The 23,929-nt window shown below is 41.0% G+C and carries 25 protein-coding genes; 6 read left to right on the top strand and 19 right to left on the bottom strand.

Features of this window, described 5'->3' with window-relative positions; genetic code table 11:
• Nucleotides 1-60: 60 nt before the first annotated feature.
• From tsf to M4974_RS03510, 4 genes are all read right to left on the bottom strand, one after another.
• Complete coding sequence (tsf, locus tag M4974_RS03525) at nucleotides 61-942, bottom strand: translation elongation factor Ts (protein ID WP_248706249.1); 882 nt, start codon at nucleotides 940-942, stop codon at nucleotides 61-63.
• Nucleotides 943-1,051: 109 nt separating this feature from the next.
• Nucleotides 1,052-1,825, bottom strand: a complete 774-nt coding sequence (gene rpsB, locus M4974_RS03520; RefSeq protein ID WP_089937294.1) for a 30S ribosomal protein S2 — start codon at nucleotides 1,823-1,825, stop codon at nucleotides 1,052-1,054.
• A 156-nt stretch (nucleotides 1,826-1,981) separates the two neighbouring features.
• Nucleotides 1,982-2,266 (bottom strand): GIY-YIG nuclease family protein, encoded by a 285-nt coding sequence (locus M4974_RS03515; RefSeq protein ID WP_248706250.1) that lies wholly within the window; start codon nucleotides 2,264-2,266, stop codon nucleotides 1,982-1,984.
• On the bottom strand, nucleotides 2,263-3,024 hold the full coding sequence (locus M4974_RS03510) for a tRNA1(Val) (adenine(37)-N6)-methyltransferase (RefSeq protein WP_248706251.1): 762 nt from the start codon (nucleotides 3,022-3,024) through the stop codon (nucleotides 2,263-2,265). The genes M4974_RS03515 and M4974_RS03510 overlap by 4 nt, the downstream gene beginning before the upstream one ends.
• Before the next feature lie 62 nt (nucleotides 3,025-3,086).
• Between M4974_RS03510 and M4974_RS03505 the strand changes: the two genes are divergently transcribed.
• Nucleotides 3,087-3,722, top strand: a complete 636-nt coding sequence (locus M4974_RS03505) for a lysophospholipid acyltransferase family protein (protein WP_248706252.1) — start codon at nucleotides 3,087-3,089, stop codon at nucleotides 3,720-3,722.
• A 10-nt stretch (nucleotides 3,723-3,732) separates the two neighbouring features.
• On the opposite strand, the gene M4974_RS03500 is transcribed toward M4974_RS03505, so the two are convergent.
• Nucleotides 3,733-3,954, bottom strand: coding sequence for a YneF family protein (locus M4974_RS03500; RefSeq protein ID WP_089937288.1), 222 nt, complete (start codon nucleotides 3,952-3,954; stop codon nucleotides 3,733-3,735).
• 161 nt (nucleotides 3,955-4,115) lie between these two features.
• Between M4974_RS03500 and lexA the strand changes: the two genes are divergently transcribed.
• Nucleotides 4,116-4,754, top strand: a complete 639-nt coding sequence (gene lexA, locus M4974_RS03495; protein ID WP_248706253.1) for a transcriptional repressor LexA — start codon at nucleotides 4,116-4,118, stop codon at nucleotides 4,752-4,754.
• Between the two features lie 58 nt (nucleotides 4,755-4,812).
• Here lexA and M4974_RS03490 read toward each other — a convergent pair whose 3' ends face one another.
• The 10 genes from M4974_RS03490 to ulaG form a co-directional block, all read right to left on the bottom strand.
• Nucleotides 4,813-5,118, bottom strand: coding sequence for a PTS sugar transporter subunit IIB (locus M4974_RS03490; RefSeq protein WP_248706254.1), 306 nt, complete (start codon nucleotides 5,116-5,118; stop codon nucleotides 4,813-4,815).
• Between the two features lie 39 nt (nucleotides 5,119-5,157).
• Nucleotides 5,158-6,669 (bottom strand): PTS ascorbate transporter subunit IIC, encoded by a 1,512-nt coding sequence (locus M4974_RS03485; protein WP_248706255.1) that lies wholly within the window; start codon nucleotides 6,667-6,669, stop codon nucleotides 5,158-5,160.
• Between the two features lie 27 nt (nucleotides 6,670-6,696).
• A complete protein-coding gene (locus M4974_RS03480; RefSeq protein WP_089937275.1) occupies nucleotides 6,697-7,167 on the bottom strand; it encodes a PTS sugar transporter subunit IIA in 471 nt (156 codons plus the stop codon).
• Nucleotides 7,168-7,372: 205 nt separating this feature from the next.
• On the bottom strand, nucleotides 7,373-7,516 hold the full coding sequence (locus tag M4974_RS03475) for a hypothetical protein (RefSeq protein ID WP_248715755.1): 144 nt from the start codon (nucleotides 7,514-7,516) through the stop codon (nucleotides 7,373-7,375).
• A gap of 224 nt (nucleotides 7,517-7,740) precedes the next feature.
• Complete coding sequence (locus tag M4974_RS03470) at nucleotides 7,741-9,159, bottom strand: PTS galactitol transporter subunit IIC (protein ID WP_248706257.1); 1,419 nt, start codon at nucleotides 9,157-9,159, stop codon at nucleotides 7,741-7,743.
• 39 nt (nucleotides 9,160-9,198) lie between these two features.
• Nucleotides 9,199-10,683 (bottom strand): FGGY-family carbohydrate kinase, encoded by a 1,485-nt coding sequence (locus M4974_RS03465; protein WP_248706258.1) that lies wholly within the window; start codon nucleotides 10,681-10,683, stop codon nucleotides 9,199-9,201.
• Between the two features lie 155 nt (nucleotides 10,684-10,838).
• Nucleotides 10,839-11,537, bottom strand: coding sequence for an L-ribulose-5-phosphate 4-epimerase (locus M4974_RS03460; RefSeq protein WP_248706259.1), 699 nt, complete (start codon nucleotides 11,535-11,537; stop codon nucleotides 10,839-10,841).
• A 9-nt stretch (nucleotides 11,538-11,546) separates the two neighbouring features.
• Entirely contained in the window at nucleotides 11,547-12,404 is an 858-nt protein-coding gene (locus M4974_RS03455; RefSeq protein ID WP_248706260.1) for an L-ribulose-5-phosphate 3-epimerase, read from the bottom strand.
• Nucleotides 12,405-12,409: 5 nt separating this feature from the next.
• Entirely contained in the window at nucleotides 12,410-13,048 is a 639-nt protein-coding gene (locus M4974_RS03450; RefSeq protein ID WP_248706261.1) for a 3-keto-L-gulonate-6-phosphate decarboxylase UlaD, read from the bottom strand.
• 11 nt (nucleotides 13,049-13,059) lie between these two features.
• Nucleotides 13,060-14,133 (bottom strand): L-ascorbate 6-phosphate lactonase, encoded by a 1,074-nt coding sequence (gene ulaG, locus M4974_RS03445; protein WP_248706262.1) that lies wholly within the window; start codon nucleotides 14,131-14,133, stop codon nucleotides 13,060-13,062.
• A gap of 219 nt (nucleotides 14,134-14,352) precedes the next feature.
• Here ulaG and M4974_RS03440 point away from each other — a divergent pair, with 219 nt between their 5' ends.
• From M4974_RS03440 to fba, 4 genes are all read left to right on the top strand, one after another.
• Nucleotides 14,353-15,858, top strand: coding sequence for a BglG family transcription antiterminator (locus tag M4974_RS03440; RefSeq protein ID WP_248706263.1), 1,506 nt, complete (start codon nucleotides 14,353-14,355; stop codon nucleotides 15,856-15,858).
• Nucleotides 15,859-15,860: 2 nt separating this feature from the next.
• Nucleotides 15,861-16,691, top strand: a complete 831-nt coding sequence (locus M4974_RS03435) for a Cof-type HAD-IIB family hydrolase (RefSeq protein ID WP_248706264.1) — start codon at nucleotides 15,861-15,863, stop codon at nucleotides 16,689-16,691.
• 140 nt (nucleotides 16,692-16,831) lie between these two features.
• Nucleotides 16,832-17,398 carry a 5' nucleotidase, NT5C type gene (locus M4974_RS03430; protein WP_248706265.1) on the top strand — a complete coding sequence of 189 codons (567 nt, stop codon included), beginning with the start codon at nucleotides 16,832-16,834 and terminating at the stop codon, nucleotides 17,396-17,398.
• A 2-nt stretch (nucleotides 17,399-17,400) separates the two neighbouring features.
• Entirely contained in the window at nucleotides 17,401-18,282 is an 882-nt protein-coding gene (gene fba / locus M4974_RS03425) for a class II fructose-1,6-bisphosphate aldolase (RefSeq protein ID WP_248706266.1), read from the top strand.
• Between the two features lie 49 nt (nucleotides 18,283-18,331).
• On the opposite strand, the gene pyrE is transcribed toward fba, so the two are convergent.
• Genes pyrE through M4974_RS03405 form a run of 4 tightly spaced genes read right to left on the bottom strand, consistent with a single transcriptional unit; the run spans nucleotide 18,332 to nucleotide 23,929 of the window.
• Complete coding sequence (gene pyrE, locus M4974_RS03420) at nucleotides 18,332-18,961, bottom strand: orotate phosphoribosyltransferase (RefSeq protein ID WP_248706267.1); 630 nt, start codon at nucleotides 18,959-18,961, stop codon at nucleotides 18,332-18,334.
• Nucleotides 18,954-19,655 (bottom strand): orotidine-5'-phosphate decarboxylase, encoded by a 702-nt coding sequence (pyrF, locus tag M4974_RS03415; RefSeq protein WP_248706268.1) that lies wholly within the window; start codon nucleotides 19,653-19,655, stop codon nucleotides 18,954-18,956. The genes pyrE and pyrF overlap by 8 nt, the downstream gene beginning before the upstream one ends.
• 15 nt (nucleotides 19,656-19,670) lie before the next feature.
• Nucleotides 19,671-22,850, bottom strand: coding sequence for a carbamoyl-phosphate synthase large subunit (carB, locus tag M4974_RS03410; RefSeq protein ID WP_248715754.1), 3,180 nt, complete (start codon nucleotides 22,848-22,850; stop codon nucleotides 19,671-19,673).
• The gene (locus M4974_RS03405; RefSeq protein ID WP_248706270.1) at nucleotides 22,850-23,929 is read right to left on the bottom strand and encodes a carbamoyl phosphate synthase small subunit; all 1,080 of its coding nucleotides are present in this window, start codon (nucleotides 23,927-23,929) and stop codon (nucleotides 22,850-22,852) included. Before M4974_RS03405 ends, carB begins: the two co-directional genes overlap by 1 nt.

The following is a 23,929-nucleotide window of genomic DNA, read 5'->3' as shown; positions in this document are numbered from 1 at the left end:
AAAGAACCGCGTTGAATTGCATTAAAAAAGCGCACCAGTAACGGTGCACTTAGAAAGGAATTACTTACCCAATTGCTTAGCAACTTCTTCTGCAAGGTCAGTAGTTTGCTTTTCGATACCGTCACCAACTTGGTAACGAACGAAAGAAACAACCTTACCATTGTTAGCAGCAACGAATTCGGCAACAGTTTGATCACCGTTTTTAACAAATGGTTGATCCAACAAAGTAATGTCGGCCAAGAACTTCTTGATTCGACCTTGAACCATCTTTTCCTTAATGTTGTCAGGCTTACCATTCAAGTCTTCAGAAGCCATTTGAACTTCCTTTTCCTTAGCAACAACATCGGCTGGTACTTGGTCATCAGAAACATACTTAGGTGAAATTGCAGCTACGTGCATGGCAACGTCACGAGCTGTTTGTTCATTGCCGCCATCCAAAACAACCAAAGCCGAGATTGAACCGGCCATGTGTGAGTATGCACCGAAAGTTTGGTCGTCAGTCTTGTTGACAACAGCGAAACGACGCAAAGTAATCTTTTCTCCAGTAATCTGAGAAACGTTGATAATCTTATCGTTAACAGTTTGACCAGATTCGTCAATCTTAAGCTGCAAAGCTTCTTCAACATCCTTAGGTTCGTAAGTCACAATGGCGTTAGTAACGGCCAGAAGCAAATCGTTAAATTCTGCGTTACCAGCAACGAAATCAGTTTCAGAGTTTAATTCGATTACGGCACCCTTGTTACCATCAGTAGTAACGTAAGTCATACCTTCAGCGGCAACACGGTCACCCTTCTTGGCAGCCTTAGCCATACCCTTTTCACGTAGCAAATCAATTGCCTTTTCGATGTCCCCTTCAGCTTCAACCAAAGCCTTCTTGGCGTCCATCATTCCTACGGAAGTCTTGTCACGTAGTTCCTTAACTAACTTTGCAGTAACTGCCATTTTTAATACTCCTTTAATTTAAACGTTAACTAGGTGTTATTGTATCATAAAAAAAGGCCGTTCCGCGTCCCAAACAGGTCCACCGGAACGGCAAATTAAGGTTTAAACCTTAGTTGTCTTTTTCAACAATGTTAGTAATTTCTTCAATTGACTCTGTTTGGTCATCACCTTCGATGAAAACCGCTTCAGCATTGCCATCTTCACCTTGACGGCCTTCGATAACAGCATCAGCCATCTTAGCAGTAATCAAACGGATGGCACGAATAGCGTCATCGTTAGCTGGAATCTTAACGTCAACAACGTCAGGATCAGCATTAGTATCGATCATAGCAACCACTGGAATGTTAAGCATGTTAGCTTCCTTCACAGCGATTTCTTCTTTCTTAGGGTCAACAACAAACAAAACATCTGGTAATTCTTGCATGTCTTCGATACCACCCAAGAACTTTTCCAACTTTTCACGTTGCTTGTTCAACAAGACAACTTCCTTCTTAGGAAGACGCTCGAAAGTACCATCTTCGGCCATAGCCTTCAAGTCCTTAAGACGTTGTACACGAGTCTTGATTGTGTTCCAGTTAGTCAAAGTTCCACCCAACCAACGGTGGTTGATGTAGAATTGACCGGCACGAGCAGCTTCTTCAGCAATTGCATCTGAAGCTTGCTTCTTAGTACCAACAAAAAGGAAAGTAGCGCCATCAGCTGATGCGTTACGCATAAAGTTGTAGGCTTCATCAATCAACTTAACAGTCTTTTGCAAGTCAATAATATGAATACCATTACGTTCTGTAAAGATGAACGGTGCCATCTTTGGGTTCCAGCGACGAGTCTGGTGACCGAAGTGAACTCCTGCTTCAAGGAGCTCTTTCATTGTAATAACTGCCATAATAGGCCTCCTAGGTTAATCCTCCGGTAAATTCGTGGTTGGCAGCGACATCAGGGATGCACCTCTGCCTTCTCCTCTACCGTGTGTATTTTGGTTGCATTGCACAACAGAGATATTTTACCCAAAAGTAACATAAAAGACAAGTATTTTGATTTTTTATTTAACCCAAATATTGACATCCACTCCCTGACTTTGCAGGTAAGCTTCTTTTTTTACTCGTGATAATTTTTTAAACATTGCTTCGGCGTGTAGGGCATCATGCTGATTATCAAAGCTTTCAAAGTAAATTAAACGTATGGGATGTCGACTTTTAACCCGGGTAAACTTAGCCCCTTTACCAGCTTGATGGGTTAAAAAACGGCGATAAACATTATCACTATAACCACCGTAAAAATAGCCATCAGCAGTATAGAGCACGTAAAAGAAATACTCTTTAATCATTGCCAGGCAGGCCCATATAAGATTTCATGCATTGCTGCTGTGTACTCGTTATTATCCTGATAAGCAATCAACGGTGGCATAATCCGAACGCCACCCGGACGACCAGATTTTATCGCTTCTATTAAGACCATATTTGCTTCTCGGTCAGCCTTTCCATAGACGAACTGAATCCGCTTGGGCATTAATTTTCGAGCAGTTAAAGCCGCTAAAATTTCAGCCAAACGTTCCGGTCGGTGGACCATATAAAACTTTCCATTGTTTTTCAATAATTTGTTGGCCACCTGAACTAGAGCTGGTAAATCAATTGAAACTTCATGTCGGGCCAGCAAATAATGTTCATCATCATTGACCTTAGTTGTTTCATTCAATGGAAAATATGGAGGGTTGGATAAAACAACTTCAGCTGAACCTGGTTTGATGTCGTTAAAAATAGCCTGCATATCTGCTTGGAGAACCTGCACCCGCTTTTGGAGTTGATTAAGCACCACACTGCGCTTAGCCATAGCAGCTAATTGGGCTTGAATTTCAACCAGATAGACTGGCCCAACCGTTTTAGGTGCATAAAAAAGGCCAACTGCCCCAGTACCAGCACCCAAATCAACGGTTAATCCCCGTCCACGACCCTTAACCTGAGCAAAATGAGCCAACAAAATTGCATCCAGAGAATATGAAAACATGTCTGGATTTTGAATAATATAAATTTCTTGAGCGGGTAACCCATCAAGGCGTTCTCCCAGCTGTAAATCAGGATTAATCATTTGCGTTTCACCCCAAATATAAGTAAAATTAGTTGGATTGTAATTGAAAGGTAGCTATAATAATGAAATTTTATGATTTTATGAAAATCGTAATTACCAGTTTGGTTTGGTTAGTCAACGGACAGGTTCGTTATATGAACCGCGACCGCTTACCAAAAAACGACAATTATATTTTAGTCGGCCCGCATCGGACCTGGTGGGATCCGGTTTGGTATGCCATGGCCGCTTATCCTAAGCACTTTATTTTTATGGCTAAGGTCGAAATCTTCAAACATGCCCCAGTAAGGTGGTTTGTTTCTAAGTTGGGCGCTTTCCCAGTTGATCGTAAAAAAGTTGGTCCCAATGTTATTAAGTATCCTGTTAAGGAGCTACGCAAGGGCGATCGTTCCTTAATTATGTTTCCAAGTGGTTCCCGTCACAGTGCCAAGCTTAAATCTGGTACGATTCTCATTGCACGGATGTCTGGCAAAGCGATTGTCCCTGCCGTTTATCAGGGACCGGTTAAGTTTAGTCATTTGTTCAAACGCAATAATACCACAATTAACATTGGTACTCCGATTACCGTTGACAACAAAGGAAAACTTTCTGAAGAAGTCATTGCCAAATACAACGATCAAATCCAAGCTAGTTTTGATGAATTGGACCTAGAAATTAATCCTAACTGGGTGTATCACGATCCAAAAGCACAAAAAAAATAAGCCATTGAGCTTATTTTTTTTGTGCTTTTTGGCTTTGTTGCTTCATTTGACTCATCATTTGGTTCAACTTTTTTTGTGAAGGCTTTTGACCCATTGACATCATCATTGACTTCATCATTTCTTCTGAAATGGGTGGGTTCTTAGCTAAGTAGCTCTTCATTGTCATGCGAGCTAAGAAAAATCCTCCGACTAAACCAACTGCTAAGGCTAAAATACCAACTAGGTAAATCATAGCCGTCCTCCTTTGTTTTTATCGAAAACTTCCAGATAATTATATCATATTGCCAGTCAATACTCCGGTTAACTATAAAAAGCAGAAAAACGAACATATGTTTGATTTTTTGTTGTTTTTTCGGTAGTATTGGTATATTAGTAAACGTTAAGGAAGATTTTATGGTTAAAAGCGCGGACAGTAAACAAATTCAAGTATTACGCTTTATTCATGATAACCAGTGCAAAAACGGCTATCCCCCCACTGTACGTGAAATTGGTGAAGCAATTGGTCTATCTTCTTCTTCCACAATTCACGGTCACATTAAACGTTTAGTTGATAAGGGTTATCTTTCTAAAGACGCTAACAAACCTCGAGCCCGGGCAATTGAAGTTACCACGGCCGGATTAGAAATTTTAGGTGTTTCAGCCAATAGTGGACAAATCCCAGTGCTTGGTTTAGTTACCGCTGGTCAACCCATTTTAGCTGTCGAAGAAGAAGCTACCGAATTTTTCCCGATTCCAGATAATTTAGTTCAGTATGATGGCTCCCTCTTTATGTTAAATGTTCGTGGTGATTCAATGATTAAAATTGGTATTCTCGATGGCGACAAAGTGATTGTTCGTCAACAAACCAATGCTGACAACGGCGATGTAGTTGTAGCAATGAATGAAGATAACGAAGCCACAGTTAAGCGTTTCTTCCGCGAAGCTAATCACTATCGCCTGCAACCAGAAAATGATAGTCTAGAACCCATTATTTTAGATCAAGTTTCTATTCTTGGTAAGGTTGTTGGCCTCTACCGCGATGCGATTTATTAATTTTATCTCTACAAAAAAAGCTGACTGACAGTCTTGACTGCCAGCCAGCTTTTTCTAATTATTTTTTATACTTTTCTTCGAAGTCCGTTTCGTCAGTGATGCGTTGCGTGATTTCTTTTTCACTCATTACATTCTTAACCCCAACAACTTTAATACCTTTAGCGGCAACGTCTTTAAACATGTCTACGAAATTTAGGGGCGTAAAGACGGCATCATATTGAGCTGCTGTTGACTTACCTTCAGCAATACTAGTGTGATTAATCTTGGTAACTGGAATGCCCAGCTTTTTCATTGACTTCTCGACGTTTTTCATCATCATCAAGCTTGTTCCAGAACCATTTGCACAGGCAACTAAGATATTCATAATATATTTCCTCAATTCTTTTTTATTTAAAACAATAATTTACTTTTCCGTTTGTTCCTTGTACTCTTCGTAGTCTTCGACCATTAAGAAGTAATGCTTAGGGTCCTTACGGTATTCCAACTGCGGAATTGCCAACAAGATAATCGCGACAATAGCAACACCTGCATAGCCCAAATACTTAAGAATAACGGTAAACATTGGCCAAACCGTGTCCCAATCAAACATACCAATGTAACCACCATACTTAGCCATACCAATCCAAGTGGCAATTAGAGCTGCACCAACAACCTGAATAATACCGGATAAGAATGGTAGAATCATGGCTGCTTTAGCACCCGCCCGGTTATTGGCGATTACACCAAAGACCGCATTATCAAAGAAGAGCGGGATAAATCCGGCAATAATAATAGTTGGTGAATGGAAGAGCATCAAGGCTCCAATGGCTAGGAACTGTCCTAAGGCACCAAACAAGAAGCCAATTGTCACGGCATTTTGTTCACCAAAGGCAAAGGTTGCGGCAACATCAATACCAGGAACTGAGTTAGGTAGAATCGTGTCACTAATTCCGGTAAAGCTTTCGGTTAATTCACCAACGAAAGTCCGCACACCTAACTGCAAGATGGCCAAATTAACCGCGAAGCTTAATGAAGTCGTCATGATGTAGAAGAAGAAACTAGCATCCTTAGCCAAACCAGTTGCGCCATGGCTAGTTACATAAAGGGTTGTAAAGTAATCACGGCCCAAAACCAACATGATGATTCCAAAGAAGGCAAACATTAAGATTGCCGTAGCAACCATGTTTTCATTGAAAATACGTAGAAAACCAGGTAGTTCATAATCTTCCAAGCGCTTTGTTTCTTGATCATTATCCTTCTTATCAGCACGAAGCTTCATCTTATCTGAAATCCAGGCTACTAGGGCAATTCCAAACATTTGCTGGTGGGCAATCGCAAAGCCACCACCATCAGTTAATTCTTGGATAGGCTTGATGGTCATGTTTGAACCAACGGCCCAGTACAGACCAAGTAGCAGACCCATGACTAAGAGCACTTCAATACGGCCTAGGCTAGGAATGGCAAACAAGATAATCCAAAAGGCTGTGGCTGCTTGCTGAACCTGAACATTACCAGTCGTAAAGACGGCGCGCAACTTGGTGTATTTAGAAAAGCGCACCAACAAAATGTTAAAAACAAAGGCAATTAGCAAGAGCACCATCACATCCCCAAAGGACTTACCAAAAGTCTTCATAACTCCTTCAGTGACCGCATTTTGACCAAAATAAGGATCAATAACTGTGGCAGTTAAATGAAAACGATCCTTTAACCCAGCTAGAATTGGTCGGAAGCTTGTAACCAGGCCATTTGATCCAACAATCAAAATCATATAACCAATCGTTGCTTTCAAAAAACCGGCCAAACTATCATAAAAGGGCTTTTTCTCTAACATATAACCAATCAACACGATGAAACCAATCATGTAGGCCGGCTGAGTCAAGATATTCTTAGCAAAGAAATCCCAAATACCTAGCAGTACAGCTAGCATTGCATTCATAATCCTACTCCCCTCTCATTTATTGACTTAATTAGTCGCTTCGTACTTATCTAACACTGCCTGGTAATCGTCCATATTTTCAATGGCTGACAGAGCTTCAACCATACCATCAGTCATCAGGAGTTCCATTAGGTTTTGGATATTTTCCAGATGTTGATTCTCATCTTTAGCTGCTAAAGTAAAGAACAATTTGCCAGCCTTTTCTGGATTATTCTCCTCAAAGTAAACTGGTTCGTTAAACTTTGAAAAACTAATACCTGTATCCAAAACACCCGGACCAGTTGCTAGTGCATGAGGCATAACGACCCCAGGCGTAATCACGATATAAGCACCATTGGTTTCGACATTTTTAATGATTTCATCAACATAGACATCTGTAATCATTTGCTTTTCTTTTAAGTTTTCACTCGAAACTCGCAAAGCTGTCTGCCAATCCTGGGGCGTCTCATCGTAAATCCGCACTAAGTCGTTATCACGAAAATATTTCAACATTGTCATTTAAATTACCCATCCCCTCGCTCAAGAAACGCTCTATTTCTTGTTTTGTAAGGGCTTTCTTAATTTATTACAACCTCATTATCGCAAGCACCCCTAGTAAAAAACAGTCCCACATATCCCGACTATTTTTACCAGAATGAGACGGTCTTAAATTGGATTATGCACAAAAAAAGACTATGAATAAAATATTCATAGTCCTTTTAAATTAATTGCTTCTGATTAAATAGATAGCGGGTCCTAAAAGTGCCAACCAGATTACATCAATTAATCCATTTTTATTTTGTAAAAAATTAGCTGTGATAGCGATGATGGATACAGCAACTACAATAAAACCGCTGTATTTATTCATTCTCTTAAACTTTTCAGGGTCTTTATCTCTGACCCTAAGCTGTATAACAAATGCAATTATAATAATTAAAACGATTGGTATTAGTGATATGATCATCTATCAAGCTCCCTCGTGTTTTAATTAATGCGAAGATACACTTCCTACCGATAGTATAGCATCTTTATTTCGATTTAGTTTGAAACAAAAAAGACGTCCACTGCAGGACGTCTTTTCAATCATACATACTAAACATCAGCCTTATTTTTATCGGCCATACGGGCTAAGTAAGTCCAGATTTGTGCCCGCTTGAAACGTAGCGTTCCTTGGGCAAGGACATACAAGAGGACGACTGGTAAAATCAAGAACCAGTTTCCAGTGATCCAAATCGCAAAGATTAGGGCCGTAAAGGGACGAGCCATGACATTAAAGCTAACAATCAGAGTCGCACCAGTAGCCACGGCAATGCCATATTTAGCTAGCGCTTCAGTATACATTGGCGCCATATAGGTACCAGCATAGAGTCCCAAGCTAAACCAAACAATTGCACTGGCGAAGATTTTAGTCATATTCCCTCGGTGGATGGCTACCATCGACTCTAACATAAATGGTAAGGCAATCAAATCTACCACTGGAATCATTTTATTGCCAGGCAGAATAACCGCCAACACTAACATTACCGGCATCAAGATCATACCTGAAATCAAAGTTGCTGATTCCCCATAGCCAAGGCCATCATCAACAGCGATAAACCAGCGCTTTTTATTGGTGACACTGGCACCACTTTTTTCATCTTCCTTACGATAACGATTAGAAATCTCACTGGTAATTGGCTTGAAGGCTTTCCCAAATAAGTGGGCAATCATCGGGAAAATCGTCATTACTGTGGCTAATTGAACAGCAAAGAACAAAATTTGTCCCCAAGCCTTCAAAGAACCCAAATGATTTAAATTGGCCAAAAAACCTAAAATTAGGCCTAAAATTGCCCCAATCATTGTTGGTTCGCCAAAGATACCCATTTTTTCTTTCAACCGTTCCGGCGTAATGTTGATTTTGTTTAAACCAACCATGTTCCAAACTGGATCAAGCAAAAGTGCTGGAATAACATTTTCAATGTTTTGCATGGAAGCCGTTGTCCCGTTAGGAATCTGATAGTAGTCAGAATAACGGTCCGATTGAATTTCAGCTAACAGAAGTGAAATCAACATCAAGAAGACACTCAAACTAAATGACAGCCAAAAGTTTTTCGTTACCACGTAAGCCACGGTACCCCAAACCATAAATCCCCAATTTTGCCAGAGGTTGGTCGGAAAAAACACCTTGGTGTAACCCACTAAAAAGAGAATCGTTTCTAAGATTAATCCACCTAGGAAAAATGAAATACCCACTGGTGATTGAAAGGCCGTTAAAGCCGAAGACTGCCAACCAGTATCAACAATTGGTAAGTTTAGCCCGGTGACTTTAACCATTTGATTAATAATTTTCGTCACAACCGGTGTAAAGGAGCCGATTATCCAAGAAAATCCGGTCAAAGCAACCCCGACCAAAATAGCACTCCGAATCGCCGTTGTGATTTTTACACCCAAGACAACGGCCACTAAAAAGATGATGATTGGCACAATTACATTGTGACCTAAAGTTGTCACAAAATTCATAAATATTTCCATCGTTCATACTCCCCAAGATTTACCTTCACAAGTAAATCCCTATTCTTTGTAGTAGCCGGATGCTGTCCCCTGTAGATTACTGTATAAATTCGTATTGCGAGCATCAAAATCTAACAAACACTGTACATTGTCAAGATTTGGCTCATAACTTTGTACGGGATCATCGATAATATTTTGGGCTGCTTCATCAAAACTGGCATATTCACCCTGTTGGACTAGGACCGAAATCAAAGCTCCAATAGCTGTTGATTCAACGCTGGCGGTCTTATGAACGGGCATATTGTAAGCATCGGCTTGCATTTGATCCATGACCTTACTGTTTGTTAGGCCACCACTAATAATAACCGAAGAAATTGGCCCATTAGCTTTGAAGATTCCTAAACCTTTATTAATTTCAACAAAGAGACTGGCCATCAAGGCATAAAGCATATCTTTTCGTCGAGTAGAAAGCCCAACGTTAGAAAATGCTGCCCGAATATGTGTATCGTATACCCCAATCGATTTTCCTTTGTGGAATGGTAGAACCGCTAAATTAATATGTTGACCATAGCAATCACTCAAATCTTGATTTAGTTTATCAAAATCACGTTCACCATAAAAATTATCGATAAACCAATTTAAAATTGAAGAACAAGCCAGCAAGTCAATTTCTAAAATATATTTATTCGGATTAGCCGAAGTATTATAGATGATATTTCCGTCTAATATCTTAGGTAAGACATCCACATTTTTGATTAGATAGCCACCCGTACCGGTATTAATTGAAACTTCATCATTGGTAATACTTCCTGAACCTACAGCCGCACACTGCTGATCTCCACCAGCTGAAATTACGGGAATGCCCTTTTTTAAGCCAGTTTTTTGAGAAAATTCTTCCGTAATATAGCCACAAACATCTCCAGGGGCTGTGATTTCAGGCATCTTATTAACATCCAAGCCTAAAATTTTAAACAAATCCTGATCCCAAGTTAAATCATGAATGTTCATTAAGTTCGTCCGGCTACCATAGGTCGTGTCCGTCGTATAGGTCCCTGTCATTTGGTAGAGCAATAAAGACGGAATGTTTAACATCTTGTCCGCTTCAGTATATATTTCAGGACTTTGGTACTTAACCCAGCAAATTTTAGCCCCTAAGTACACGGCATTTAAACGACTCCCTGAGCGTTGTAAGAAGAAATCATCATAGTCACGGTACTGGTCCAAAATCTTATTAACCCGGGTGTCTTGCCACATAATTGTTTGGGCAATTGGCTGACCACCCTTAGTTGGAATTAAGGATGAACGTTGTGAAGTCATTGAAATTGCTTTAATTTCATAAGCGTTATCGCGGGCAAAAAGCGTACATTGCGCAATGATTTTAATCAGTAAATCGATAAAAATTTGTGGATCTTGGGTTACCGAACCGTCTGGTAAATATTCGGGCTTATAAGTTTGACTAACTTTATAGATTATCTTACCCGTCTTATCGTAAATGATACCGCGGATACTTGACGTACCAATATCAATAATTAAGTAGGTGTTCATGCTATTTTCTCCTAATTTTTGCTATAATGACTGCACCCATATCTATAAAAGCGCTTTCATTATATTGGAAAGAAAAGCCCATCACTTTGAATAAAATGACAGGCTCATCTTTGGCCCCTCTTAAAACAACAGGGACATTATTTGTAAATCCTGAGTTACTCTTTTTGTCCGTAGTAGGCATGGGCACCATGCTTACGATAATAGTGTTTATCTAATAAATATTGTGGTACATGCAGTTCATTGCGCGTTAATTGCAAAGCATGGTAAGCCATTTCAGCTGATACTTCCAAAACCTTAGCGTTATAAACCGATTTGGCCGGTGTTGCGCCCCAGGAAAAAGGTCCATGTTGACTAACCAAGGCAGCTGGTACAGCGTCGGGATCAATGCCCCGTTGGGCAAATTCTTTAACAATGACTTTACCGGTGTTTAGCTCGTAACCTTCTGCAATTTCTTGTTCATTTAGGGCTGGTACGGCTGGAATATCACCATAAAAAGTATCAGCATGAGTCGTGCTAACGGCTGGGATATCTAATTTAGCTGCAGCAAAAGCCACTCCCCATGGTGAATGCGTGTGCGTAATGCCACCAATATTTGGAAAATGCTTGTATAAATAAGCATGGGTCGGTGTATCACTGGATGGATTCAAATTCCCTTCAACAACCTCACCGTCCAAGTTAACAACCACCATATCTTCTGGTTTCAAAGTTTGGTAATCAACGCCGGAAGGCTTAATGACAAAGAGACCCTTGCTCCGATCAATACCAGACACGTTTCCCCAGGTAAAGGTTACTAAATCAAGCGCTGGCAATTGCATGTTGGCTTGATAAACCTCTTCTTTTAATTCTTCTAACATATGACACTCCTACTTGTAAAAACCAGCTTGAGCTAACAAATCTTGGACAAACTGTTGTGCCTCAATCACTTGCTCAATAGCATCCGCATCATGTTCGGACCACATCTCAATCGTCAGTGTTCCTTGATAACCAATCCGCTTCAACGTTTTAAATAGACCTAAAAAGTTAACTTCTCCGCGACCAAAGGGCACGTTTTTAAATTTACCGGGCGTAGTTTCTGTTACTTTGTACGTGTCTTTAACATGAATGGCCACGATACTGTCTAAACCATCGGCCAAATCTTGCCCAGGAACATTTTCTGGCCAAGCCGAGATATTCCCTAAGTCAGGATAGGCTTGTAGCCAAGGGGATCGTACTGATTGCTTAATTTCTTGAACTTTGGCCACTGAATTAATGAAAGGATCATCCATCGTTTCAATAGCAATCATAATTTGATTTTCAGCCGCAAAATCAACTACCCGTTGCAGATTCTCGATAAAAAGCTCCCGAGTTAAATCGTTTTTTTCGCCATAATATTCGTCATAGCCAGCGATTTGAATATTACGAATACCCAAATCACGGGCTAAAATAATGGCCTTTTGACAAATTAAATAGGACTTTTCAGCAATATCGCCCTCTTCAGATCCCAGCGGAAACTTTCTCAAACCAGACAACATCATCGTGTCAATCGGCAAATCCACGGCATACATGTCCTGAACTAAGTCCCAACGTTGCTGCCTGGTCCAATCCAAACGACCTAAACGCTCATCGGTTTCATCAACTGACATTTCAATAAAATCAAAGCCTTGGTTCTTGGCTAATTGCAATTTTTCACGCCAAGTCATGGCAAACGGTAGTGATTTTTCATTAATTCCAAGCTTTACCATAGTCTTTAGTTCCAGTACTTTTTAATCTCATCTTGGAAACTCTGAGCGGCAGCGGCTGGATCTTCTTGTCCAGTAATTGCACGACCAGCAATAAAGGTATAAACGGGCACGCCTTCAAATAACTTAATCGTATCGAGGTTTAAACCACCGGTAACTGAAACTTTGAAGCCCATTTCAATAAACTTTTTAACAATGTTTAAATCTTTTTCACCCCAAACTTCACCGGCTAACAAGGCATCACGGCTTTGGTGATAGATGACCTGTTCAATCCCAATTTCTTTCCATTGAGCAGCACGGTCCCAGTCCCAAGCGGAATACAATTCAACTTGAATGCCGTCTAAGACTGACTTAGCTGACTTCATGGTTGCAACCGTAGCTGAATCAATGACTGTCATTAAGTCCGCCCCAGCATCTTTAGAGTTCTGAGCGACTGTTGAACCAGCATCGGCACACTTAGTATCTGAAGCAATAATCTTATCGGGGAACATGGCCCGCAAGACACTGATTGCTTCTTGTCCAGCTTGCAATTCCAAAATGGTTCCAACTTCAACAATATCAACAATCGGACCAGCAAAGTGGGCAATACGTGCAGCTTCAGCTAAAGTATTTTGATCTAAGGCAATTTGTAAATTAGGCTTTCTCATAATATTTCTCCTTACAAGAATGATGGGAATGGTAGGTCGTTGTCCTTAGAGAAGACATCGGCAAAACCACGGTCATAGTGGAATTGAATCTTATTTTTATCCTGAGGGAAGGTATAACTTCCACCAACCTTCCAAACGAATGGATGGAACTTATAGTCCAAGGTATCCTTCTTCATCGCCCACAACTTCACGATTTCTTGTGGGTCAGCATCAAAGTTTGACCAGATATCGTAGTGAACTGGAATGACAACCTTAGTTTTCAAGTCTTCGGCTGAACGTAATACATCAATCGAAGTTACCTTATCGGTAATACCACGGGGATTTTCACCATAGTTGATGATTTCCACATCGACATCATTTTCGTTACCGTGCTTAGCAAACATGTTTGACATGTGTGAATCAGCAGCGTGGTAAAGATTTCCACCAGAAGTCTTCAACAAGTAGTTAACGGCAATTTCATTCATATCCTGTGGCAATGAGCCCTTAATCGTTACATCGGAATCAACAGTTAAGAGAGCAGTCCGGTCAAAGGCTTCCAAAGCTTTGATCGTAACGGACTTAATCTTAACTTCATCCCCAGGGTGGACAACGATGGTCCGATCACTAGGTACGCCCCAGCTCTCCCAAATATCAACAACTGCTTGAGGGCCGATAAATTTGGTTTCAGGACCGCTATTTTGTAAAACGGCGGCAGCGGTATTGATATCCAAATGGTCCGAGTGAATGTGGGTTACTAGTAAGGCATCAACATTCTTAACCGCATATGGATCAATCACAAAGGGTTGCAAGCGCAAGTTAGGTTGCAAGTTTTGCACCCCGCTCATGCGCATCATTTGATGGCCATCCTTCATCTTGCCGTTACCGTGGCTTTGCTTACCAGTACCATTCCAAAGATCAACCAAGATATTGGTATCTTCATGGGTCTTCAACCAAATACCATTGTTAGCCAACCACCACATCCGGAAATTGCCTTCAGGTACTTTTGAAGCTTCAATTTCTTCATTCAACCAAGTTCCCCATTCAGGGAAAGTATTTTGAATCCAATTCTCACGAGTTGCTTCTTGAATATTCTTTGGCTTTGCCATAATAAATTTCCTTTCAGTTCACACTCAGTAGCGTTTTGTCATGTAAGCGCATACCTTCTTGGCGACAACTGAATTATCAAATAAACAAAATAAAAAAAACAGTCTCATTTGCTCACAAAGAGACTGCTTGAATGAGACTGTTGAGCCTATTCGTTAGGCTATATACTTTAGATAGATTAATCAACTTTTCCTTTTATAGGAGCTGTGGAGGACCTTTGAATGCAACTAACAGACCTAGTTTATTCAAACTTTATTGGCTATTTAGCCACTCAAATTAAGTTACCCCGGGTGAGTATTATTTCTAATCAGTTAAACCTGTCAAACCGCAAGGTTTATTCCCTACTTCAAAAAGCTAATTTAGAATTAAAATCATCACATCAAACTTTTTTGGCAACTGGCCAAGAAATTTCTAAAGATCAAATTACGATTTTACAAAGAAAACTATTAAAATATCCGGTTACCGACAGCATTAATTCTTATCAACGCCAGTTAATGATTGACATTTGTATGTCCCTACCTAATCAAAAATGGACGATTTCTAAATTTCAAATGGTTTTTGAAGTTTCTAGAAATACCATTTTACGAGATATTGCCAAGCTCAAAGAACGTAAGAATTTCAGTCCAGTCTTTAATAAAAAAGATGGCTTCACCTATAGCGAATCCATCTATTCTCTGCTGGTTCATGCCTACAATAAACTAGTATTACTGCAACATCAGCATGGTTCCTTAGCCTATTTTGTCAGTACATTGTATGATGATGTCAACTACCAAGATTACTTATCAATGAGTGAAGGGCTGCAAAAGGAATATCAAAAATTACTGGGTAAAACGATATCAGGTGCTAGTGCCTTAACTCTCTCGGTTTTTATCGTCTTGGCTTCCTTGTATGAAACGGCCCATCCAATTCAATCCCCAGATGAAATTTTTAATAGTCAAGACATCCAGGCCCTGACCAGCCGGCAAGAATTCAATGTTATTCAACAGTTCATGCCAATTGTTACCCAGGTAACTGAAAGCAATATTTCGGAATCGCTACAATTATTTTTAACCCTGCAGTTACTTAGTTTAACCAAAGAACATGATGGTCACTTCAATGCCCAGTCCTTTCAAGATTTACTAATTTTAAGTGAACAAATTGTAGATTCTTTTTTGGCAATGTCTGGTACTGATATTAATAATAATCGCGTAGAAAAAAATCAACTAGTACGGGAAATTCAAACTCAATTGAAGCCGTTTTGGTTTGCTACTCGTTTTCAAAGCGTGAACGTTCACGAATATTTGTACCATGAATCTCACTTTGAAAAGTATGTGCAAGAGGCACTTACTCAAGAAAAATCATTAAATTTGTATCATAGTTTATTTCCGATGGGTCTTTCCAATGATCAGATTACGATTTTGGCCATGATTTTGTACAACTACAATCTCAATCATCGGCCGATTAAAAAGTTAAATTTACTGATTTTAACTTCCCTGCCGGTCTATAGCCAAAATCTAATTAAAGCCTTTATTGAAAAATGTACGTTGGTACCAGTGAATTTAACCCTTAAAAGTTTAAATAATTATGATTACATTACTAACTATGTCGAATCCTACGATTTAATCATTACCGAATCAATGGAAATTAAGCTTAATTCCCCAACTTTTTTAATCGGAAACGAGTTAACCAATAGGGAATTAAACCGTCTCAAGAATGTCTTATCTCAAATTTATTTAACGGAGGCCTGATAATGTCAGCTATTAAACTTATTGCCCTAGATATGGACAACACCCTACTTCTTCCCGATAAAACCTTATCCAATCAAAATCAAAAAGTGTTAACGGCTCTACAAAAAAAGGGGATTAAAATCGTCCTTACCACCGGACGTCCCTTTCCCAATGTTAAGCCCTTTATTGAACCACTCAATTTAATTAATGATGACTTCGTAATTTTATTTAACGGCTCCCTAATTCTAGATCTAGCCGCCCAAGAACCCTTATTTAATCAGCCTTTTTATTTAGATGAATTATCCTCCGTCTTAAATCTAATTCATAATTTAAATTTGCCAGTGGATTTAATTAGCCAGGATCACGTTTATGCCATCAAAGAATATGGTCAATCAGCCTATATTGATTTTGTTGGCAATCTAATCGATTATAGTCTCACGGGACTGGACCAAATTCCGATGGGCACAACCTTTAATAAATTTCTCGTTTGTGCCGATGAAAGTCAATTGGATTATCTAGAGGACGTACTAGCCAAAACACCAATATTGACTAAGAATTTGAATATGATGCGTTCGCGGCGAACTCTATTGGAATTCATGCCCAAGGGCGTTGACAAGGGCAATGCCTTAAAATATCTCTTGCACCATCTTGGCTTGAAGCCGGCTAATTTAATGGCTTTTGGTGATGAGGAAAACGACCGTTCGATGCTTCAACTGGCCCATGTCAGTGTTGCAATGGATAATGCCATTCCCAGTATCAAAGCCATCACAACTGATGTAACTAGCAGTAATGCCGATGACGGAGTTGCCCAGTTTTTAACTAAATATTTCAAACTTGAATCGTTTCAATCATAACTAGACCATTGATTTTTTAAAAATTACAAATTGGTTTGTATTACAATTGGTATAGCTATATAATATCCTTGTTCTCCTTATTAAAAAGCTCGAATAAGGATAAGGAGGTATTAATTATCAAACTTAAATTATTTTTAGATATGGACAATACCATTGTTGATACCCTACCCGTTTTAAATCAAAGTAATCACGATTTAGACCAGTATGGGGTCACTAAACCCGATCAAATTCCCGGGATTTTTCGTAACTTAGCTAGCCTTCCGGGATCTATTGACGGTATTAACCAACTAACTAAATATTACGACCTCTACATTTTATCAACGGCACCTTGGTACAACTCTAGTGCCTGGCAGGATAAATTAGAATGGTTGGCTGAACATTTTGGCAACGATGCTAGGAGTCCTTTTTATAAAAAGGTCGTGCTAGCTCATCAAAAGGATTTAGTCAAAAATAGCGACGCCATTTTACTTGATGACCGCCCCTATCATGGAGCTAGTGCTTGGAATGACGCCCAACTCGACAGTTTTTGGCTTCAGTATGGCTATGATCAGCACTTAGTTTGGCAAGATCAATTAGTTCCTTTCTTAATTGAAATTGCCAAAACACCGGGAAATAGCTTACACAGCCGAATCAATACCGCTAATCACAACCATCACTACGACTTGCATAGCCCCAATGATGACTTTAAAAAAGAAGGATGGGAATAAAAATGACAATTGTAGCTGCAAAAGAAATGGTTCAACAAGCACGTGACCATGGGTACGCCATCAGTGCTTTTAACACTAATAACCTTGAATGGACGGAAGCCATTTTACGAACGGCCCAAGCCCAACAAGCACCCACAATCATAGCTGCATCCATGGGTGCCATCAAATATATGGGTGGTTATCACACGGTTGCAAATTTAATCCGTAATTTAGATCAAGAACTCAATATTACTGTTCCCATTGCCATTCATCTTGATCATGGTGATTTTGAAGCGGCTAAGGCAGCGATTCAGGCTGATTTTACTTCGATCATGTTTGATGGTTCTAATCTTCCGCTAGCTGAAAATCTTTCTAAAACCAATGAAATCGTAGCCCTAGCCCATGCTCGCAACATTTCCGTTGAAGCCGAAGTTGGCACCATCGGTGGCGAAGAAGATGGCATTATTGGCAATGGCGAAATCGCTTCAGTTAAAGATGCACTTACCATGGCGGCTACTGGTATCGATTTTTTAGCTGCTGGAATTGGTAATATCCATGGTCAATACCCGGCCAATTGGACTGGTCTAAAACTAGACCATCTTCGGGAATTAACTCAGGCTGTTGACGCTGCCAGCGGCTATAAAATGCCATTTGTTTTACATGGTGGTTCAGGTATTCCTGATAACCAAATCAAACGGGCGATCGAGCTTGGCATTGCCAAAGTAAACGTAAATACTGAAGCTCAGTTAGCCTTTCACCAGGGCCTACGTGACTTTATTTTAAGTAATCAAGATTTAGAAGGTAAAAATTATGACCCCCGTAAACTCTTAGCACCTGGCATTCAGGGCATTGAAACAGCCCTGGCCGAACGAATTGCCGTTTTTGGCAATGGTAATCGTATTTAAAATAGTACAAAAAAGGTGTTAGTCATTTTAAAATGACTAACACCTTTTTTTATTGCCATGCTTGTGGGTTTTGTCGCCACTGGGCCAAGCTAGTTAAATCACTTTCGCTCAACTGACCTGATTTTTGAGCCATAGCCATTAATTCACTAAAAGTTGTCAATGGATAGAAAGGAATTTGAGCTGCTTCAAAATTAACCTGACTAGCTGGTAACTCGTAGGAGAAAATCGATACCACACCAACGACCTGTCCGCCACTGGCATTAACGGCTTTAGCCGCTGCTAAGACCGAACCACCTGTTGAAATCAAATCATCAATTAAAACTAAGCGTTTCCCCTCAATGGCGGCTCCTTCGCTTTGCCGACCAGCTCCATGATCTTTAGGCTTAGAACGCACATAAACCATGGGTTTTTCCAACAGATCAGCCACCCAAGCCGCATGAGGAATTCCGGCTGTGGCCACCCCACCAATAATATCAACCTGATCGAATTTTTCGGCAATTAATTCCGTTAAACCACGGGCAAGCCGCTGGCGAATCGTTGGAAAACCAATTGTTAAACGATTATCAGTATAGATTGGACTTTGAATCCCCGATGCCCAAGTAAAGGGCTTTTGTGGTGAGAATTTAACAGCCCCAATATCTAACAAATCTTGGGCAACTTGCGCTTTAATATCAGTCATTTTCGCTCCATTCTTTTACTACGCGTTGATAAGCGGCTACTGGGTCGCTAGCCTGGGTAATACTTCGGCCAACGACAATCCCATTTGATCCTAATTTGTGAGCTTGATTGGGACTAGCAACCCGATTTTGATCCTGATGGTCATCGCCTGTTAAACGAATTCCGGGTGTAATTTTCAAGAAACTAGCTGGTAACTGCTGATTGATTAGCTCTGCCTCCCAGGCTGAACAAATCACCCCTGCTACTTTAGCTTGAGCGGACAGCTGGCTTAGATGAACCACACTTTGAGCTAATGTCTGCTGACTTTGCGAAACTAACTGGTATTCTGTTTCACTAAAAGAAGTTAACTGAGTCACGGCTAGTAATTTTAAACTAGCTGGCGCACTTTGATGAGCAGCGGCCAACATAGTAGGCCCTCCAGCGGCATGCAGGGTTAAATAATCAACACCTAAAGCAGCCACTGATTCAACCGCTTTAGCCACTGTATTAGGAATATCATATAATTTTAAATCCAAAAAAATTGGAAAACCGGCAGCTTTAATTTCTCGGACAAAGTCAGGACCGGTAGCATAAAATAATTCCATCCCTATTTTGACGGCTGGCTTTAACTTAGCCGCATCAAATAAATTTAAAAATTCACGTGTTGGTTCAGCACCAGGAAAATCTAGCGCTATAAATACTGGTCCAGCCATCATAACTCCTATCACTTTTTATAATTCAGTTACGGTTAAACTTTGACTTTCTAGGACATCGAGGAAGGCTCGGACTGTGTCAAAGGCTGTGAAAAGTGGCAAACCATTTTCAATTGCGGCTGCTCGAATTTTTTGACCATCTTCCTCGGCCCGGTCATCAACAGGAGTCGTGTTAATCACCACCTGAATGCGCTGATCTTGCATAGCAGTCACCGGATTATTAGCTGATTCGCCGAGTTTATCCAAGCGTTCCACCGGTAAATTATGCTTCGTAAAGTAATCGGCCGTTCCAGCAGTGGCATAAACAAAGTAGCCCAAATTGCGGAAACGCTCAGCCAAAGCTAAAGCTTCAGCCTTGTCCCGGTCGGCGACCGTAAAGAGCACGTTACCATACTTTGGCACTTGAATACCAGCGGCCACAAAGGCCTTATAGAGCGCTTTAGGCAAAGTGAAATCAGAGCCCATTACCTCTCCGGTGGACTTCATTTCAGGTCCCAAAAGTGAATCAACCAAGGGTAACTTAGTAAAGGAGAAAATCGGAGCCTTGACATGTACCATTTCGCCACTAGGTACCAGGCCGGTCGTCAAACCTAAATCAGCCAATTTTTCACCCAGCATCACTCGAGTTGCTAATTGTGCTAGGGGCAGCTTAGTTACTTTAGAAATAAAGGGTACCGTTCGCGACGCTCGCGGATTAACTTCGATGACATAGGCTTGATTCTCATGAATCACAAATTGAACGTTCATTAAACCAATTGTACCCAGTTTAATTGCTAAACTCGTGGCCGCTGCCACCATTTCATCTTGAACTTTTTGTGAAAGACTTTGCGGTGGATAAACAGACATGGAATCACCCGAATGAACACCTGCTCGTTCAATATGTTCCATAATACCTGGCACCACAGTAGTCGTACCATCTGACAAGACATCCACTTCGGCTTCTTTCCCAGTTAGATAAGAATCAATTAAAACCGGATGATCATGGGAAACCTTAACCGCCCGCTTCATATAATCTTTTAATTCATCATCGTCAACAACAATTTCCATGGCCCGACCACCCAGCACATAAGAAGGTCGAATCAAAACCGGATAACCAATTTCTTGGGCTGCTGCTAGGGCCTGGTCAACCGTCGTAGCCGTTTTACCCTTAGGTTGTGGCAGCTGCAATTCCTGAATTACCTGGTTAAAGGCTTCTCGATCTTCGGCCCGATTCAAATCAGTAACGGAAGTGCCTAGAATTTTAACGCCCGCTTCATCTAGACCAGCGGCTAAGTTGATGGCTGTTTGGCCACCAAATTGTACTACTACACCGGCTGGCTGTTCTAAATCAGTGACATTCAAAACATCTTCTAAGGTTAGCGGTTCAAAGTACAATTTATCTGAAATTGAAAAGTCAGTTGAAACCGTTTCAGGATTAGAATTCATGATAATGGCTTCATAGCCAGCCGCCTGAATGGCCTTAACGGCATGCACCGTAGTGTAATCAAACTCGACTCCCTGACCAATCCGAATTGGTCCTGAACCCAAAACCAAAATTCTTGGCTTTTGGGCGACAACGGATTCATTTTCCTGTTCATAAGTTGCGTAATAGTACGGTGTTTGTGACTCAAATTCAGCCGCAGCCGTATCAACCATCTTATAAACAGGTAAAATACCATTTTCTTTACGGAAATCACGAACGACCTGCGCATCCACCCAATCCCATAACTGCGCAATCGTTGTATCGGCGAAGCCATTTTGCTTAGCGTAGCGCAAATAATCAACATCATCGACATGCTGCGGTAATTCAGCCTCAATCTCAACAACATGTAAGACCTTGTCTAAGAAGAATAAGTCAATCTTAGTTTTGGCATGGATTTCTTCCACCGTCACGCCACGCCGCATTAGCTCGGCCAAGCGGAACAAACGATCATCTTCAGCTGGCATCAAGCTCTCTAACAAACCTGCTGTCGACCAGTCTTCAAAGCGAAGCTCATTAAGCCCATCAACCCCAATTTCTAAGGAACGCACTGCTTTTAAGAGAGCTTCTTCAAAGTTACGGCCAATGGCCATCACCTCTCCCGTCGCCTTCATTTGCGTACCTAAATGCCGATCGGCTGTCACAAATTTATCAAAAGGCCAACGTGGAATTTTAACCACCACATAATCCAAGGCTGGTTCAAATTCGGCCTTAGTTGTTCCAGTCACGGGGTTCATAATTTCATCCAAAGTTAAGCCAACAGCAATTTTAGCCGAAACCTTGGCAATTGGATAACCAGTTGCCTTGGAAGCCAAAGCCGATGACCGAGAAACTCGTGGATTTACTTCAATAATGTAATATTCATAAGAAGCGGGATTGAGCGCCATTTGAATATTAACCCCACCCTCAATTTTGAGGGCCCGGATAATTTTCAAAGCAGCATTGCGCATCATTTGCAATTCACGATCAGACAAAGTTTGGACTGGGGCGGTCACAATTGAATCGCCAGTGTGCACACCAACCGGATCAAAGTTTTCCATGGAGGCCACAATCAAGGCATTGTCGTGACTGTCACGCATGACTTCGAATTCAATTTCCTTCCAGCCAGCGATTGAACGTTCAATCAACACCTGAGTAACTGGTGAAAGTTCCAAACCATTTTCAGCAATGGTAATCAATTCGGCTTCATCTTCGGCAATGCCTCCACCGGTTCCACCTAGGGTATAGGCTGGCCGAACAATCACTGGATAGCCAACCTCATTGGCAAAGGCCACGGCCTCATCTACCTGGGTGGCAATGACTGATTCAGGAACGGGTTCATTTAGCGCTTCCATCAATTCCTTGAAGTCTTTGCGATCCTCGGCCTGTTCAATGGCCGTCAACTTGGTCCCGAGTAGCTCAACGTCCAATTCTTTTAAAATACCAGCCTCAGCTAAATCTTTGGCTAAATTTAAGCCAGTCTGGCCACCCAAGGTTGGCAGCAGGGCATCTGGCCGTTCTTTTCGAATAATCCGGTCTAAAAATTCAACCGTCAAGGGTTCGATGTAAATCTTATCAGCGATTTCAGTATCGGTCATAATCGTAGCTGGATTAGAGTTGACCAATACGACCTGATAACCTTCTTCTTTTAAAGAAAGCGCCGCCTGAGTTCCAGAATAATCAAATTCAGCGGCCTGGCCAATCACAATTGGTCCCGAACCGATAACTAAAATTTTTTGGATGTCTGTCCGCTTTGGCATTACTTATCCCCCTGCTTATTTTGTTCAATCATGGTTAAGAAATCATCGAAAAGATATTCAGCATCATGTGGACCTGGTGCAGCATCCGGATGGAACTGGACTGAAAAGGCCGGGTGATTCTTTAAGGTCAAACCTTCAACGGTTCCATCATTAATTTCTTCATGGGTCACAATCAAGTTAGTATCTTTCAAACTATCACGATCAACCGCATAACCATGATTTTGCGAAGTAAAGTCCATCCGCTTCTTGCCCTTGGTCGCAATGGCGTGATTAAAGCCCCGATGGCCAAACTTCATCTTGTAAGTGGAAGCCCCATTGGCCATGGCAAAGAGCTGATGCCCTAAACAAATGCCCATAACTGGTAGTTCTTCTTGAAGTTCACAAATAACTGGCAACACTTCTTGCACATCTTGAGGATCTCCAGGTCCATTCGAAAGCATAATACCATCAGGATGAGCGGCCAAAATCGTCTTGGCATCTGTGTCAGCCGGAAAAACAATCACATTCACATCTCGTTTAGCCAAAGAACGCAGAATTGAATTTTTAAGGCCAAAATCAATTAAGGCAACTGTAACACCTTGATTAGGATTTAAATATTGGGTCTTGGTCGTAGCTTGTTCAACACGATCATGCTTAGGATCAAATTCCTTTAATGCTTGGAAAACTTCATCGGTTACTTCATCAACTAAGGCCGCTTTCATGCTGCCTTCTTGGCGGAGTTCCTTGGTCAATGCCCGCGTATCGACCCCAGTTAAACCAGGTAAATCATTTTCCTCAGCCCACTGTGGTAGTGACATCATTTCCCGCCAATTACTTGGTCGACGGGCAATTTCATGGACGACAATCGCAGCAGCAGCCGGTTTGATACTTTCAAAATCATCACGATTAATACCGTAATTTCCAATCAAAGGGTAAGTAAAGACAATAATCTCACCGCGATAAGAAAGATCGGTAATTGACTCTTGATAACCCGACATCCCAGTATTAAACACTAATTCGGCGTAAACATCTTTCTTTGAGCCAAAAGCCTGTCCTGCATAAACCGAACCATTCTCCAGTACCAAATAACGTTTTTCCAT

Origin of the sequence: Convivina praedatoris, from assembly GCF_933208495.1 — a bacterium.
Lineage (GTDB): Bacteria > Bacillota > Bacilli > Lactobacillales > Lactobacillaceae > Convivina > Convivina praedatoris.
The sequence above is the reverse complement of the archived record's forward strand: the minus strand, read 5'-3'. Positions and strand labels throughout refer to the sequence as shown.

Bases quoted from the DNA above. Each gene is read 5' to 3' on its own strand.
- M4974_RS03510 (WP_248706251.1), bottom strand. From the start codon at position 3,024: ATGATTAATCCTGATTTACAGCTGGGAGAACGCCTTGATGGGTTACCC.
- M4974_RS03515 (WP_248706250.1), bottom strand. From the start codon at position 2,266: ATGATTAAAGAGTATTTCTTTTACGTGCTCTATACTGCTGATGGCTAT.
- rpsB (WP_089937294.1), bottom strand. From the start codon at position 1,825: ATGGCAGTTATTACAATGAAAGAGCTCCTTGAAGCAGGAGTTCACTTC.
- M4974_RS03490 (WP_248706254.1), bottom strand. From the start codon at position 5,118: ATGAATATCTTAGTTGCCTGTGCAAATGGTTCTGGAACAAGCTTGATG.
- M4974_RS03460 (WP_248706259.1), bottom strand. From the start codon at position 11,537: ATGTTAGAAGAATTAAAAGAAGAGGTTTATCAAGCCAACATGCAATTG.
- M4974_RS03475 (WP_248715755.1), bottom strand. From the start codon at position 7,516: ATGAATAAATACAGCGGTTTTATTGTAGTTGCTGTATCCATCATCGCT.
- M4974_RS03455 (WP_248706260.1), bottom strand. From the start codon at position 12,404: ATGGTAAAGCTTGGAATTAATGAAAAATCACTACCGTTTGCCATGACT.
- M4974_RS03430 (WP_248706265.1), top strand. From the start codon at position 16,832: ATGGACAATACCATTGTTGATACCCTACCCGTTTTAAATCAAAGTAAT.
- ulaG (WP_248706262.1), bottom strand. From the start codon at position 14,133: ATGGCAAAGCCAAAGAATATTCAAGAAGCAACTCGTGAGAATTGGATT.
- M4974_RS03440 (WP_248706263.1), top strand. From the start codon at position 14,353: ATGCAACTAACAGACCTAGTTTATTCAAACTTTATTGGCTATTTAGCC.
- M4974_RS03480 (WP_089937275.1), bottom strand. From the start codon at position 7,167: ATGACAATGTTGAAATATTTTCGTGATAACGACTTAGTGCGGATTTAC.
- pyrE (WP_248706267.1), bottom strand. From the start codon at position 18,961: ATGACTGATATTAAAGCGCAAGTTGCCCAAGATTTGTTAGATATTGGG.
- M4974_RS03500 (WP_089937288.1), bottom strand. From the start codon at position 3,954: ATGATTTACCTAGTTGGTATTTTAGCCTTAGCAGTTGGTTTAGTCGGA.
- M4974_RS03450 (WP_248706261.1), bottom strand. From the start codon at position 13,048: ATGAGAAAGCCTAATTTACAAATTGCCTTAGATCAAAATACTTTAGCT.
- M4974_RS03470 (WP_248706257.1), bottom strand. From the start codon at position 9,159: ATGGAAATATTTATGAATTTTGTGACAACTTTAGGTCACAATGTAATT.
- M4974_RS03405 (WP_248706270.1), bottom strand. From the start codon at position 23,929: ATGGAAAAACGTTATTTGGTACTGGAGAATGGTTCGGTTTATGCAGGA.
- M4974_RS03465 (WP_248706258.1), bottom strand. From the start codon at position 10,683: ATGAACACCTACTTAATTATTGATATTGGTACGTCAAGTATCCGCGGT.
- M4974_RS03485 (WP_248706255.1), bottom strand. From the start codon at position 6,669: ATGAATGCAATGCTAGCTGTACTGCTAGGTATTTGGGATTTCTTTGCT.
- pyrF (WP_248706268.1), bottom strand. From the start codon at position 19,655: ATGATGGCTGGACCAGTATTTATAGCGCTAGATTTTCCTGGTGCTGAA.
- fba (WP_248706266.1), top strand. From the start codon at position 17,401: ATGACAATTGTAGCTGCAAAAGAAATGGTTCAACAAGCACGTGACCAT.
- tsf (WP_248706249.1), bottom strand. From the start codon at position 942: ATGGCAGTTACTGCAAAGTTAGTTAAGGAACTACGTGACAAGACTTCC.
- lexA (WP_248706253.1), top strand. From the start codon at position 4,116: ATGGTTAAAAGCGCGGACAGTAAACAAATTCAAGTATTACGCTTTATT.
- carB (WP_248715754.1), bottom strand. From the start codon at position 22,850: ATGCCAAAGCGGACAGACATCCAAAAAATTTTAGTTATCGGTTCGGGA.
- M4974_RS03505 (WP_248706252.1), top strand. From the start codon at position 3,087: ATGAAATTTTATGATTTTATGAAAATCGTAATTACCAGTTTGGTTTGG.
- M4974_RS03435 (WP_248706264.1), top strand. From the start codon at position 15,861: ATGTCAGCTATTAAACTTATTGCCCTAGATATGGACAACACCCTACTT.